The sequence below is a fragment of the Amycolatopsis sp. NPDC051372 genome, assembly GCF_040682095.1.
Taxonomy (GTDB): domain Bacteria; phylum Actinomycetota; class Actinomycetes; order Mycobacteriales; family Pseudonocardiaceae; genus Amycolatopsis.
Window position 1 is genome coordinate 491,383 of the sequence record NZ_JBFBAF010000001.1, and the last position, 13,595, is coordinate 504,977.

A 13,595-nucleotide genomic window follows, 5' to 3' on the forward strand; every position below is an offset into this window, starting at 1 on the left:
GCGCCTGATCTCCTGGGCCTCGGCGCGGTTTTCTCCGCCGGAGGCTCAGTCGCTACCTGGTGAGCACCTCGTCGGTTGTGGCGACGCCGACGAGCGGGCCGTAGAGCCGGGGGATTGCGAGCGTTCGTTCGTGGGTCTCGTCGGAAACGCCCGCGTGCGCGTCGGCGACGACGGTCACCGGCACGCCCGCGTCGGCGGCGGCCAACTCGGTGGAGAGGACACAGCATTTCGTGGAGACACCCGCGAGCGCCGAGCCCGCCGTCGCCTGCGAGGGCGGCGAGTTCGGACGTCCACCTGCCGAACGTGGTCTCGTCCACAGTGGACCTGACACGGCTCGCCGACCAACACGTAGGCACAGGAATCCGGTGCTCGCAGGGCGACCGGCCACACTTCGTAATACTTCACCCCGGCGGGGGTAAAACCCGACCACAGCGCGAGATCGCTCAAAGGCGATCTCGCCGCCTCGGCGAAGCCGAGGCAGACAACACCGTCACCACGAAACCGAGCCCCAGCGCCACCAGTACGCCGAGGTTCGCAAACGCCCACGAGCCCTCGCGACCGCCGAGACCGAACGGCGCCAGCAGGTAACCCTGCCAGTGCAGCCAGCTCGCCGACGCGTTGGTGACCAGGCCCCAGCCGACGGCCGTTGCGACGATGATCAGGGCGATGGGCCCGAAGCGCACGTCGCCGTAACGGCCGCGGCGGTCGTAGAGGTCGGCTTCGGCGTAGTCGCGGCGGCGCAGCAGCACGTCGGCGAGCATCACGCCGCACCACGCAGCCACGGGCACGCCGAGCGTGGTGAGGAAACCCTGGAACTGGCCGAGGAAAGTGCCGCCGAAGAAGACGATGTAGACGGTGCCGGCGATCATGATCACGCCGTCGATCAGCGCCGCGACGTAGCGCGGGATCCGCAGGCCCGCGGACAGCAGCGACAGCCCTGAGGAGTAGATGTCCAGCACGGCGCCGCCCACCAGGCCGAGCACGGCGACGATCGCGAACGGCACCAGGAACCACAGCGGCAGGATCGTGGTCAGCGCGCCGATCGGGTCCGCCGCGATGCTCGAGTTCAGCTCCGGCGACGAACCCGCCAGCAGCAGCCCGAACACCAGCAGTACGAGCGGCCCCACCGACGCGCCGAACGTCGTCCAGCCGATCACACCGCGTCCGGACGACGAGCGCGGCAGGTAGCGCGAGTAGTCGGCCGCCGCGTTCACCCAGCCGAGCCCGAAGCCCGTCATCAGGAACACGAGCGCGCCGATGAACTCCTGCGCCGAGCCCGCGGGCACCGCGCTCACCGCCGACCAGTGCACGTGGCCGGCCACCAGGATCACGTAGACCACGGTGAGCACGCCGGTGATCCACGTGATGATCGTCTGCAGCCGCATGATCAGGTCGAAGCCCATCACGCCGCTGAGCACGGTGAGCCCGGCGACCACGACCAGCGCGATCACCTTCGTCGTCGTGCCACCGCCCCAGCCGAGCCGCTCGAACACCGTCGCGGTGGCCATCGTGGCGAGCGCGGTCAACACCGTCTCCCAGCCGACGGTGAGGATCCACGAGATCGCCGACGGCAGGTGGTTGCCGCGCACGCCGAACGCCGCGCGCGAGAGCGTCATCGTCGGCGCGGAGCCGCGTTTGCCCGCCACCGCGATGAAGCCGCAGAGCAGGAACGAGAACACGATCCCGATCACACCGGCGATCGTGGCCTGCCAGAACGAGATCCCGAACCCGAGCGCGAACGAGCCGTAGCTGAGCCCCAGGATCGACACGTTGGCGCCGAACCACGGCCAGAACAGATCCCTTGGCCGGCCCCGGCGCTCGGCGTCGCCGATCACATTGATGCCGTGTGTCTCGACCTTGAGCCGGCTGCTTGTTTCCGGTGCCCGTTGTTCGGTCCTGGCCATGGTGCCCGCCTATCTGAACCTGTTCATATTTGATCGATGCGACGGTAGAAGTCGCCCGTGTCGCCGTCAATATTCCGCCAGAACTCCTTCAGTTCCGCACATGTTGGCGCGGTGGCGGGTCCGTGTCGGGTTACGGACATCGCGGCCGCGGCGTTGGCGCGGCGAGCTGCGTTCGGCAGGTCGGCGCCGCGCAGGAGCTCGGCGGCCAGGACGCCGCAGTGGGTGTCACCGGCGCCGTTCGTGTCGACCGCGGTGACGGGGAAGCCGTCGACCCGGGTGACCTCGCCGCCGTGGTGGATCGTGCAGCCGGCGGGGCCGTCGCGGACGATCACGGTCGTGCTCTCGGCGAGCGCGGTGACGTCGAGCGACTCGGCCTCGCGGGCGTTGCAGCTGATGATGTCCACCGTGGACAACAGGGTGCCGAGGGTGCGCGGGTCCAGTTGGGACACCAGCGGGCCGGGGTCGAACAGCACCCGCGAACCCGGCAGGTCCGGCAGCCAGCGCAGCAGGGCTTCGCGGTTGGCGGCGTGCAGGAGGCTGTAGCCGGTGACGTACACGAGGTCGTCGGGCGCGGCGGCGACGCGCGCGAGTTGGTCGGCGCGCAGCCGGCCTTCGGCGCCGGTGCCGGTGGCGAACGTCCGCTCGCCCGAGGGATCCACGAGCGCCACGACGACGCCGGTGTCGCCGCTGACCGTGGGCTCCTGCGCGACCGTGATGCCTTCGGTCTCCAGCGCGGCGCGTACGAGGTCGCCGAAGCTGCCGGTGCCGTGCGTGCCGGCGTAGGCGACCTCTGCGCCCGAGCGCGCGGCCGCGGCCATCACGTTGAACCCGCCGCCGGGCAGCAGGTTCGTGGACGTCGCCAACACGTCGCCGCCCGGTGCCGGCAGCCGCGGCACGGTGAGGACGAGGTCGACCACGACTTGTCCTGTGTGGATCAACCGGCTCACGAGATGGTCCTGCGCACGGTGACGAGGCCGTCGACGAGCGGACCGAGGTCGAGACCGTTCACCCTGACCACGGTTTCGGCCAGCTCGGCGGGGACCTCTTCGCCGCACGCGCCGAGCAGCGCCCCGCAGATCGCGGCGACGGTGTCGGTGTCGCCGCCCAGCCTCGCGGCCGTCGTCAGCGCGTCGGCCGGGTCGAGCACCTCGGCCAGCGCGAACGCGGCGACCACCGACTCCTGCGCGGCCACGGAAGTGCCGATCACGTCGGCCACGGCGTCGTCCAGCTCGGTGCGCCGCAGGCCCCGCACCCAGTCTCGCGCCCAGTGGATGCGCGCGGCGACGCTGCCGCCCGCGCTCCAGTGGCCTCGCGTCGCGCCGAGGGCGGCCGCACGTTCGGCCAGGTCGAAGGCGTCCATGCGGTTCGCGCCGTCCACACCCGCCGACACCGCTGCGGCGACAGCGGCCGCGGCCGCGAGGCCGAGCGAGGTGTTGTGCGTGACGCGCGCGGTCTCGGCCACGGCGTCGACGAGCGTCGCCAGGTCGTCAACCGGTGTGGCGATGCCGACCGGGGTCACGCGCATGGCGGCGCCGTTGGTCGTGCCGCCGCGGCCGGCCTCTTCCGGCGGGACGCCGTTTTCCAGCAGTGACAACGCTTTTTTCGTCGACGGCCCGAGTAGATCGGCTGAACCGCGGCGGATCATGTCGGCTTCCCAGGCCAGCAACGCGTCGGCGAACACGCGCGGCTCGACGTGGCCGCCGCCGGCCACGAGCAGGCGTGCGAGCAGCAGGGCCTGCTCGGTGTCGTCGGTGATCGTGCCCGCGGGCAGGCCGGGTGCGATGGGCTGCCCGGCGATCGCGTCGCGGAAGCCGTCGATCTTCCCGTACGCGGCGCGGATCTCGGCGCGGCACATCGACTGCGTCGGCATGCCGAGCGCGTCACCCACGGCCAGTCCGGTCAACGCGGCGAGCGCGCGGTCTCGGGGGCTCATCGTCGGCCGAAGGAGAGGTGGAAGCTGAAGCGCGTGGGATCGAGCAGGCTCACGACGTGCTCGACGAGCCGGGAATCCGCGTCGAGCGACGTGCGCGTGGCCTTGAGGAACAGCTCGCCGGCGGGGCGGCCGAGCAGCGCGGCAGAAGTGGCGTCGAGCGGCTGTGCGGTGATCCACTGGTCGCCCCCGACGGGCTCCACGCCGGCTTCGCGCAGGGTCGCCGTGATGGAGCTGTCGACCAGGCGCAGCTCGGCCAGCGACCCGACGGGTGGGAGAGTGGCTTCTTCGAGCGAGACGCCACGGCCGGTCTCGTCGCGGCGCAGCCGTTTCACGCGCACGAACTTCGGCGTGGTGAACCGGCGGGTGAGCTCGGCGTCCTGGACCTCCGTGATGCCGAGCAGTTCGGTGGTCACGGGCGCGCCGGAGTCGGCGAGCGCGCGGGCCCAGCCGACGCGCTGGTCGAGCGTGACCCCGTCGAACGTCACGAACGACCCGACGCCGGCGTGGGTGGAAATGAGCGCTTGATGTTGCAATTCCACCAGCGCGTTGCGCACAGTCCCACGGCTGACCTGGTACCGCTCGGCGAGCTGGTGCTCACCCGGCAACTGGTCACCATGGGCGAGCCGGCCCGAGTGGATGAGCTCGGCGAGCTCACCGACGAGCTTCTGCTTCTTTCCACCCGTGTACATGTTCACACCTGTACACCTGGTCGTGTCCGTCTGGCAACTCTCGGCTGTGATGTGCGTCTATCGGGAACAACTAAGTTGAGTTGTCCGTTGTCAACTTCGTAAGGTCCGGTCAGCCGTCCAGGAGCTGATCGAGGCCACCTGAAGGAGGAACGCAGATGTTGATCCGGACCGACCCGTTCGCCCAGTTCGACCGCCTGACCCAGCAGTTCTTCGCCGGCCAGCCCACCAGCTCACCGCGCACGATGCCGATGGACGCCTACCGCGACGGAGACGAGTACGTCGTGCAGTTCGACCTCCCGGGCGTGGCTCGCGAGTCGATCGACGTGAGCGTGGAGCGCAACGTGCTGACCGTGAAGGCCGAGCGCGCTGCCGCCTTCGGTGAGGACGCCCGCGTGCAGGTCTCCGAGCGTTCGCGCGGCAAGGTTTCGCGCCGCCTCGTCCTCGGTGACACCCTCGACACCGACCGTGTCGCCGCGGAGTACGTCGACGGTGTGCTGACCCTGCGCATCCCGGTGGCCGAGAAGGCCCAGCCGCGCAAGATCACTGTCGGTGGCGAGCCGCAGCAGCTCGAGAACTGAGTACCAGGCGCATTTCTCGGCCCCGTCGTTCCTCTCGGGACGACGGGGCCGAACCATGTCTGTCCACAGTGGATCGTTCTGCTGGGGATTCTTCCGGGCAAGTACGTTGCCCTGTCTTGCCTTCACGGTGCGGTGTGGCGGCCGTCACATCAAGATCGTGAACCGTTCACCGGATGGGACCCGTGTCTGCGGGTGTCCGGCACCGAGGTGCGGAGCCGGGAAACCCGACAAGGTTCTGGAGAATCCCATGCTGCGCAAGACTGTTCTCTCCCTGGCCGCCTTCGGTGCCGTCGCCGGCGCGGTGCTCGGCGGTGCCGGCATCGCCTCCGCTTCACCCGCCGCCTCCGGGGCGAGCGGCATCCTCGACTCGGGCATCAACTTCTCGGAACCGCAGGGCTCCCAGGGCATCGGCGGCAATGGCGGCGAGTGCGTCACCGTCAACATCCCCGCCACCGGCTCGCTGCAGAGCTTCGGCGGCACGATGACCCTGTGGACCGGCGCGGACTGCAAGACCGGCGACGCCGCGGTCCTCACCGACAGCGTCGCCGACATCCCGGCCACCTTCGGCGCCGGTTTCGCCCACGTCCAGTCCATCTTCATCGGTGACAACGCCCCTGCGAAGCCGCCCGTCGCCGGTGCCAGCGCGATCATCGACTCGGGCAAGAACTTCTCCGAGCCGCAGGGCTCGCAGGGCATCAACGGCAATGTCGGCGACAAGGTCAACATCAACATCCCGGCCACCGGCTCGATCCAGTTCGTCTCCGGCACCTTGACGCTCTACACCGGCCCGAACCTGACGGGCAAGTCGCTGGTCGTCACCCACGACGTCGCCGACCTCGCCGCCCTCGGCTTCGGTCAGGTGCAGTCGGTGCTGATCGGTGCGGCCGCCTGATCCTTCCCCGCTCGCGAAAAAGGCCACTCCGACCTCCGGGGTGGCCTTTCGCTGTTTATCCACAACCCCCTGTGGACAACCTGGGGACAGCTTGTGGAGAACACGGGAAACTGCAGCTCAGAGCTTGCGCCCGATTCCGCCGGCGATGATCCGGTGGGCGACCGTGAGGGCTTGAGCTGCGGGCCGTCCGACCACCGGTGCACGAGTTCGGTGATGCCGGGCTCAACCATCTCCAGCCCGTCGAACAGCTCCTCGATCTCGGTGCGCGTGCGCCACGTCGCGCCACCCGGCGAGCCGCGCGCGACGGCCTGTTCGAGTTCGCGCATCACCGCGGTGTCCTCGGACTCCGGGTCGAGCGGGTGGGAAATGATCACGGAGGACCCGCGCGGCAGGGCGTCGATGTACTCGCGCATCACCTCGGCCCGCGCGCTGCGCTCGCCCTTGTGGTGGTGCAGCGTCGCGACCTGCGAGAGCGCGATCGGCTGGTGCCAGTCGAGATGGGTGCGCACGGTCTCGTTGTCGAGGATCGAGCGCGGGGTGACGTCGGTCTGCTTGGCGATGAACCGCATGGCGCGGATGAACGCGCGGTTCTCCTTGGCGACCTCGACCACGTCCGGCAGCGCGGCGGCCATCTGCCGGCCGGTCTTGCGGTCGATCTCGTAGTTGTCGCTGCCGCCCAGCGGGTAGTTGTACACGCGTGCCACGGAGGCCCGGTTGTGGTCGACGCCCACGGAAGCGTTCGCATCGGCACCAGCGGCGTTCGGCGACATCGCGCTCGAGCTCCCGTAGGTCGTGTCGGGAGTCGCACCGAGCGCAGTCGCCGGGGCGACTCAGGGGGCCGCGGGGCGGGTGGCGTTCAGCCCGGCGAGGACGACGCCGAGCGCGTAGCGGAAGTCGTCCGCTGGGGTGGCCCCGGCAGCTTGGCGGTCGCGTAAGCCTTGCGCCATCAAGGGAAACGGAATCTGCACGGTTTCGTCGGGCCTGGTCTGGTCCTCGACCGCGCGGCCGAGCACGAAGTGGACGAACACCCCCGCCGCGCGCGTCGCGTCGGCGAGCGGGAACCCCGCCCGGTGCAAGATCTCGACGGCGCGCTCCGCGAACTCACCCAGCGATCGGGCCACACTCAGGTCGGCGCCGATCGCGATGCTGGGCCCGTCGCGGTGGCCGAGAAGCGCGGTGTGCAGCGCTTTACCCGCTTCCTCCAGCCACTCGAGCCAGTGCACGGTCTTTTCCGGCAGCCGGCCGAGGACCGGCTCGACGATCGCATCGGTCATGTGGTCGAGCAGCGCGCGTTTGCTGCTGAAGTGCCAGTACAGCGCCGGCGCCTTGACGCCGAGCTCGCCGGCGAGCCGCCGGACGGTGAGCTTGTCGAGCCCGTCCTGCTCTAGCTGGGCCAACGCGGTGCGCACCGCGTCCGGCACGTCGATCGGCATGCTCCTTGACTCCTTAACTAGTTCAGGTGCAGAGTAGCACTTAACAAGTTAAGGAGATTTCTCGTGGACGCAGACGTCATCATCGTCGGAGCCGGCCCCGTCGGCCTCCTCCTCGCCGCCGAGGTCCAGCTGGGCGGCGGCAACGCCGTGGTGCTGGAACGCCTCACCGAACCCTCGCGTGATCGCAAGGCCCGCGGCATCGGCCCCCTGGCCACCGAAGCCCTCCGGCGCCGCGGCCTCGGCCCCCACCTGTCCGCCGCGGACCCCGACGGCGCCCGCGACTTCACCCGCGACCACGGCACCGAGCTGGGCCACTTCGCGAACATCCACAAACTCGCGCCAGACCCCCACCGCCACGGCACCCGCATCTGGCAGCCCGACCTGGAACGCCTCCTCACCACCCACGCCGAGTCCCTCGGCGCCCGGATCCTCCGCGGCCACGACGTCGTCGCCCTGGAATCCGGTACCGACAGCGTCACCGTCCTCACTCACACGTCCACCGGCGAACATCGCCTGTGCGCCCGTTACCTAATCGGGTGCGACGGCGCACACAGCCGCGTCCGAAAACTCACACCCTTCGCCTTCCCCGGCACGCCACCCCTCCTCCGCACCATCGCCGGCGCCGTCACCTTCAGCGGCCCCGCCCCAGCCTCCGGCCGCTACCCCACCGGCACGTTCCTCCACGGCGGCTCCCTCGCCGGCGTCACGGAACTCGCCGGCTCGGCCACGGTCGCGTCAGCCGCGCCGTCCGGCACCACCACCCCGGTCACCCCGGCCAGCGATGGCCGGCCGTCCACCACGCCGGCTGCGGGCGGTGGTCTGGTCACCTCCGCGGTTTCGACCGGCGGCGGCCCCTCGTTAACGCCGACCAGCGCCGTTGCCCCAGCGGTTCCGGTCGGCGACACTCACCCGTCCGCCACCCTGGCTGCCGGTGCCGGTCTGATCACCTCCGCCACCTCGACCGGTGACTGCCCCTCCGCGGCTCCGGCCAGCGCCGCTGCACCAGTCGCCACGGTTGGCGATGGCCGCCCGTCCACCCTTGCTGCCGACGGGGGCCTAGCCATCTCAGGCAAGTCGCACGACGATGGTCGCCCGGGCGCTCCGGTCGTCCTGGCCGGAAGCACTCGGTTCACACCAGCGACCGTGCCGAGTGACGCCGCGCCGGTGACCTCGGCCAATTCAGCCGGCGAAGACCGCCCGGCCATCCCGGGCACCCGGGCCGACAACCGTGGCCCGGTCACCGCCGCTGAGCTGGCCGCTGCCATCCATCGGGTCACCGGCGCCGACGTCACCATCGACGATTTCCGCGAACCCCGCGACTTCACCGACCAGGCCCGCCAAGCCGACACCTACCGCCACGGCCGAGTCCTGCTGGCCGGCGACGCCGCCCACGTCCACTCGCCCAGCGGCGGCCAAGGCCTGAACCTCGGCCTGCTCGACGCGATGAACCTGGGCTGGAAACTCGCCGCCGTCTCCCGCGGCGCCGCGCCCGAGTCACTCCTGGACACCTACACCCGCGAACGCCACCCCGCCGCGGCGGCCGTCCTGCACAACACCCGCGCGCAGTCGGCCCTCTTGGCCCCCGGCCCCCACGTCGACGCGCTGCGCGACATCGTCAGCGAACTCATGGAAATCCCCGCGGTGAACCGGTATTTCAGCGCTCTACTGTCCGGTGTGGACCATCGGTACGAGCTGCCGTACCCCGGCACCGAACCCGTCGGCCTCCACTCGCCCGACTTGGACCTCATCGACGACCACGGCGTCCACTCCAGACTGCACGAACACCTGCGCTCCGGCCGTGGTCTGCTCCTGCTCACACCCGAGACACAACCTTTCGCGAATTATGCGACAAACCGTGTTGAAATCCTCCCAGTGACCAACATCGGCCCGCGCCTCCTCCGCCCCGACGGCGTCATCGCCTGGGCAGAAGGGGACAGCGAGTCGTTGCAACTCGCACTCGACACGTGGTTTCCAGCATCATGATCAGCTCAGTGAAGTGCGAATATTCTCGCCGCCCGCGAATTGTGCGACACACCGTGTTCGAATTCCGCCAGCGACCAACATCGGTTGGTGAAGCCGAAATCCAAAACCACAACCAGGCTCACCCGCCCGAATGCATGTCCTCAGCCTCAGGCACACAGTCGTCATCCGGGTCGTTCAGCCAACCGTGCGGCAGCGTCACCTTGCCCGGCGAGCCCTGGCGCCCCCGGGGACCATCGGCGTTCTCCGGGAACGGCGCGTCGAAGTCGAGCCGGGCGATGAGGTCGTCGAGCTCGTCGAGGCTCGACACCATCGCGAACCCGCGCCGCAGCTCGGACCCCACGGGGAAGCCCATGAAATACCACGCCATGTGCTTGCGCAGATCACGCAACGCCTTGGTCGCCCCGTCGTGCGCCACCAGCAGCTCCGCGTGCCGGCGCAACACCCGCGCGACCTCGCCCAGGTTGGGCCCGGCCGGGATCTCGCGCCCCGCGAACGCCGCCTCCAGCTCCCCGAACAGCCACGGCCGCCCGAGGCACCCGCGCCCGACGACCACACCGTCGCAGCCGGTCTCGTCGACCATGCGCAGCGCGTCGGCGGCGGAGAAGATGTCACCGTTGCCCAGCACGGGAATGCTGGTCACGGCCTGCTTGAGCTCGGCGATCTTCGACCAGTCGGCCTGGCCGGAGTAGCGCTGCGCGGCCGTGCGCGCGTGCAGGCTGACCGCCGCCGCGCCCTCGGCCTCGGCGATACGCCCGGCGTCGAGGAACGTGCGGTGGTCGTCGTCGATGCCCACACGGAACTTGACCGTGAACGGCACCCCGGCCTCGGCCGCCGCCGCGGCCGATTCGCGCACGATGTCCGCGAACAGCTTCCGCTTGAACGGCAGGGCCGCCCCGCCGCCCTTGCGAGTCACCTTCGCGACGGGACACCCGAAGTTCGAGTCGATGTGGTCCGCGAGCCCCTCGCCGGTGATGATCTTCACGGCCTCGCGCATCGTCTTCGGATCCACGCCGTAAAGCTGCATCGACCTGGGCTTCTCGTGCTCGCCGAAGGTCATCATGTGCATCGTCCCGGGGTGCCGCTCCACGACGGCCCGCGCGGTGATCATCTCGCACACGTAGATGCCCGCCCCGTACTCCGCGCACAACTGCCGGAACGCGACGTTCGTGATCCCCGCCATCGGCGCCAACACGACCGGCGGGTCGACCTGGTAGGGGCCGATCTGCAGGGCGGGCTTGCTCAAGGTGGCGGTCACGTCCTCCATTGTCGCTTGTGGTGTCGATCACGTCGAGGAGGGGCACGTCAAGACAGCTGCATGGCCAGGTGAAGGTCGTATTCGTCGCTGCGAAGCTCATCCAAGATCTCGATGAGCTCGCTCGCCATCGCTGAAATGAAGTCGACCTTGCTGACCAGACGTCACGGTGACACCACCACCTTGATCGACGCCCCTGTATCCCGCTGCGCCTCGAACGCCGCCGTGATGTCCGCCAGCGCGAAGCGGTGCGAGATGAGCGGCCGGACGTCCACCCGTCGCGACACGAGCAGGTCGAACGCCTCCTGGCAGTCGCGCGGGGTGTAGGCGAAGCTGCCGAGCAGGCGGAGCTCCTTCTGCACCAGGTCGTCGACCGGGATGCTCAACGGGTGACCCGCGAGCGCGATCGCGGCGATCGGTGCGCCGGCGCGGGCCAGGGAGAACGCCAGCGGCAACACGGGAGCAGCACCGGAGCATTCGAACACCGCCCCGATCGCACCCGAACGCGGTTGGTAGGGCGACGAAGTCGTGCCGCGCGAGGCGAACAGGGAGGCGCCCACATCGTCAGACGAGGGGTTCAACGCCTCGTGCGCCCCGGCGGAAACGGCGGCCGCGAGGCGCCGATGTGAAGTATCCACCACGATCACATCACGGGCTCCTGCCGCGAGGAGGACTTGCACCACGCATTGTCCGATTGTTCCCAGGCCGAACACCACGATCGGCTCGTCCAACGGCGGCGCGGCGTGGTGCACGGCCCGCACGGCGACCGAAAGCGGCTCCAGAAAAGAAGCCTCCTCCAACGGAAAGTCGCCAGGCAGCACGAACAAGTGCTGCCCCACCACGGCGTTCCGCACCAGCACCTGGTCTCCGAACCCACCGGAATGACCGGACCCTCGGGAACACAGGTTCTGCCGACCTTCCGAACACCGCGGACAAGATCCGCACGGTGCCGCCGGATTCACCGCGACCCGGTCGCCGACGCGCAAGCCGGCCACGGCGGACCCCACCGCGGTCACCGTCCCCGCGTACTCGTGCCCGAGCGGCACTCCGGGCGCGATCCACATGCCCTCGGTGTAGGAGTGCACATCCGAACCGCAGATCCCGCACGCCCCCACGGACAAGACCACATCGGACGGTCCGCACACCGGTGCGTCGACCTCGTCGAGGGACAGGGTTTCAACCGCCTGCCAAGTGACCACGCGCACAACAGCCTCCTAAGTGGATTTACCTCGGAAAACCGGTATCGGAAACCGCCCCGGCCCAACGCAAAAGAAGGTCCTTTGTGGTCGGGGCGAGAACCCAGGCACCGCACCAGATCCTGGACATCGACCAACGATAACCACGCGTTGCGCCGCACGGGTGAATTCCGAAAGATCAAGAAACGCGTTGCTGCACAAGAACTTTATCCTGAATCGAGAAGCTCCGAAGTGGCGCTTGACACACTCTGGACCCGGGCGCAAGCTGTCTCGAACCGACTAGTCGGTCGGGAGTACTTCGGCTGAGGCACCTGTTCCGCCTCCCTATCCACCACCTGCATCCGCACCCCTGTGTCCGGAGGGTCTGTCATGTCGTTCCCCGCACCGGTAACCCGCCCCAAGCTCTTCACGGGCAAACGCGGGCTCATGCTCGCGAGCATCCTGATCGTCAACTTCGTGGTCTGGCTGGACAGCGCGAAGTTCAGCCTGCTCAACCCGTTCTGGTCCACCGACCTGCACCTCTCGCCGAGTCAGATCTCGAGCGTCACGGCGAGCTACCTGCTGGGGTACTTCCCCCTGCTCCTGCTCGCCGGCATCCTCGCCGACCGCCTCGGCGCCAAGCAGATGCTCATCATCTGCATCTCCGGCGTCACGGTGCTCTCGGCGACGATGGCGTTCGTCCACACCTACAACGAGATGTGGTGGCGGAACCTGATCTTCGGCGTCTTCTTCGGATTCTCCTGGGCCCCTTCACAGCGGCTCCTTTCCGTGTGGTTCCCTGGCGCGCTCGGCGCCAGGGCGACGTCGACGTGGATGAGCTCGACCCTCATCGCCGGTGTGCTCGCGCCGGCGATCGCGCTGCCGCTGGCGAATCACCTGTCCTGGCGGGACGCGTTCATCGTGGTGGCGGCGCTGGGTGTGCCGGCGCTGGTGATGCTGGTTCTGTTCACCGCCAACAAACCCGAGAAGCTGCGCGGGATCACGCCTGAAGAGATCGCGAGCATCCACGCCGAACACCGCGGGGTCGAGGTCCGCGAGAAGCTGAGCTTCCGCGAACTGCTGGGAGCGCTCAAGAACCGCAGCATCCTCACGATGATCATCGCGACCGCGCTGGCGACGACCCCGACGTGGCTTTCGGGACCGTGGCTGCCCTACGGCCTGATCACCCTCGACAAGGTCAACCCCACACGGTGGCTTGGGTCAGCCCGCTCATCGCGATCGTCCCGGTCCTCTTCGGACTCATCAATGGAACACTGGTGTCCCGGTTCTTCGGCGGCCGCACGCGGCCGTGGCTGGTGCTCGGCCCGGCCTGTGGCGCGGTCGGGTTCCTGATGGGTGTGCTGCTGCACGACTCGACGTGGGTCCTGTGGGGATTCTTCATCGGGGCCTTCGCCTTCCTCTGCGATCCGATGTTCTGGGGAACGGTCAACAGCTACTGGTCCGGCATCGCACGGCCGGAGGTCACCGGCACGCTCAACGGCGCGTCGGCGGCCATGCAGGTCGCGGTCGGCTGGGTGATCACCGACCAGAGCGGGAAGTGGATCGACACTTCGGTGTCGGGCCGAGGCCAGCTCGACACGATCTGGATCGTCGGTGCGATCCTGTTCGCCGTGGCCATCATTCCGGTCCTTCTGTCCAAAGAGGTACGAGTGCACCAGGCCGTGGCGGTGACCTCGAGCCGACGCTGACGGCCCGGACCACCGATCCGGTGTCCTGACGCACACGAGCTGAAGAA

Annotated in this window: 14 protein-coding genes; 5 read left to right on the forward strand and 9 right to left on the reverse strand. The window is 69.1% G+C overall.

Annotated elements, in window-relative coordinates:
• Nucleotides 1-52: 52 nt before the first annotated feature.
• The 5 genes from AB0M56_RS02245 to AB0M56_RS02265 all read right to left on the reverse strand — a co-directional run bounded on the left by AB0M56_RS02245 (nucleotide 53) and on the right by AB0M56_RS02265 (nucleotide 4,526).
• Nucleotides 53-331, reverse strand: coding sequence for an isochorismatase family protein (locus tag AB0M56_RS02245; protein WP_364170052.1), 279 nt, complete (start codon nucleotides 329-331; stop codon nucleotides 53-55).
• Nucleotides 332-443: 112 nt separating this feature from the next.
• Nucleotides 444-1,904 carry a cytosine permease gene (locus AB0M56_RS02250; protein ID WP_364170054.1) on the reverse strand — a complete coding sequence of 487 codons (1,461 nt, stop codon included), beginning with the start codon at nucleotides 1,902-1,904 and terminating at the stop codon, nucleotides 444-446.
• 23 nt (nucleotides 1,905-1,927) lie between these two features.
• Entirely contained in the window at nucleotides 1,928-2,851 is a 924-nt protein-coding gene (locus AB0M56_RS02255; RefSeq protein WP_364170057.1) for a PfkB family carbohydrate kinase, read from the reverse strand.
• On the reverse strand, nucleotides 2,848-3,837 hold the full coding sequence (locus AB0M56_RS02260; RefSeq protein WP_364170060.1) for an ADP-ribosylglycohydrolase family protein: 990 nt from the start codon (nucleotides 3,835-3,837) through the stop codon (nucleotides 2,848-2,850). Before AB0M56_RS02260 ends, AB0M56_RS02255 begins: the two co-directional genes overlap by 4 nt.
• Entirely contained in the window at nucleotides 3,834-4,526 is a 693-nt protein-coding gene (locus AB0M56_RS02265) for a GntR family transcriptional regulator (RefSeq protein ID WP_364170062.1), read from the reverse strand. Before AB0M56_RS02265 ends, AB0M56_RS02260 begins: the two co-directional genes overlap by 4 nt.
• A 155-nt stretch (nucleotides 4,527-4,681) precedes the next feature.
• Here AB0M56_RS02265 and AB0M56_RS02270 point away from each other — a divergent pair, with 155 nt between their 5' ends.
• Both AB0M56_RS02270 and AB0M56_RS02275 read left to right on the forward strand, forming a co-directional pair.
• Nucleotides 4,682-5,104 carry an Hsp20/alpha crystallin family protein gene (locus AB0M56_RS02270; RefSeq protein WP_364170065.1) on the forward strand — a complete coding sequence of 141 codons (423 nt, stop codon included), beginning with the start codon at nucleotides 4,682-4,684 and terminating at the stop codon, nucleotides 5,102-5,104.
• Between the two features lie 247 nt (nucleotides 5,105-5,351).
• Nucleotides 5,352-5,996, forward strand: a complete 645-nt coding sequence (locus tag AB0M56_RS02275; RefSeq protein WP_364170067.1) for a hypothetical protein — start codon at nucleotides 5,352-5,354, stop codon at nucleotides 5,994-5,996.
• Here AB0M56_RS02275 and AB0M56_RS02280 read toward each other — a convergent pair.
• Both AB0M56_RS02280 and AB0M56_RS02285 read right to left on the reverse strand, forming a co-directional pair.
• Nucleotides 5,960-6,766, reverse strand: coding sequence for an SAM-dependent methyltransferase (locus AB0M56_RS02280; protein ID WP_364170070.1), 807 nt, complete (start codon nucleotides 6,764-6,766; stop codon nucleotides 5,960-5,962). The genes AB0M56_RS02275 and AB0M56_RS02280 overlap by 37 nt on opposite strands.
• Before the next feature lie 60 nt (nucleotides 6,767-6,826).
• Nucleotides 6,827-7,429, reverse strand: a complete 603-nt coding sequence (locus AB0M56_RS02285) for a TetR/AcrR family transcriptional regulator C-terminal domain-containing protein (RefSeq protein ID WP_364170073.1) — start codon at nucleotides 7,427-7,429, stop codon at nucleotides 6,827-6,829.
• 63 nt (nucleotides 7,430-7,492) lie between these two features.
• On the opposite strand from AB0M56_RS02285, the gene AB0M56_RS02290 reads away from it, so the two are divergent.
• Nucleotides 7,493-9,412: an FAD-dependent monooxygenase gene (locus AB0M56_RS02290; protein ID WP_364170076.1), complete on the forward strand. Its 1,920-nt coding sequence runs from the start codon at nucleotides 7,493-7,495 to the stop codon at nucleotides 9,410-9,412.
• Nucleotides 9,413-9,530: 118 nt separating this feature from the next.
• On the opposite strand, the gene dusB is transcribed toward AB0M56_RS02290, so the two are convergent.
• Nucleotides 9,531-10,676: a tRNA dihydrouridine synthase DusB gene (dusB, locus tag AB0M56_RS02295; protein WP_364170079.1), complete on the reverse strand. Its 1,146-nt coding sequence runs from the start codon at nucleotides 10,674-10,676 to the stop codon at nucleotides 9,531-9,533.
• A 152-nt stretch (nucleotides 10,677-10,828) separates the two neighbouring features.
• Nucleotides 10,829-11,869 (reverse strand): alcohol dehydrogenase catalytic domain-containing protein, encoded by a 1,041-nt coding sequence (locus tag AB0M56_RS02300; RefSeq protein ID WP_364170081.1) that lies wholly within the window; start codon nucleotides 11,867-11,869, stop codon nucleotides 10,829-10,831.
• 360 nt (nucleotides 11,870-12,229) lie between these two features.
• Here AB0M56_RS02300 and AB0M56_RS02305 point away from each other — a divergent pair, with 360 nt between their 5' ends.
• Both AB0M56_RS02305 and AB0M56_RS02310 read left to right on the forward strand, forming a co-directional pair.
• Nucleotides 12,230-13,192: an MFS transporter gene (locus AB0M56_RS02305; protein ID WP_364170084.1), complete on the forward strand. Its 963-nt coding sequence runs from the start codon at nucleotides 12,230-12,232 to the stop codon at nucleotides 13,190-13,192.
• A complete protein-coding gene (locus AB0M56_RS02310) occupies nucleotides 13,117-13,548 on the forward strand; it encodes a hypothetical protein (RefSeq protein ID WP_364170087.1) in 432 nt (143 codons plus the stop codon). Before AB0M56_RS02305 ends, AB0M56_RS02310 begins: the two co-directional genes overlap by 76 nt.
• Nucleotides 13,549-13,595: the final 47 nt, after the last annotated feature.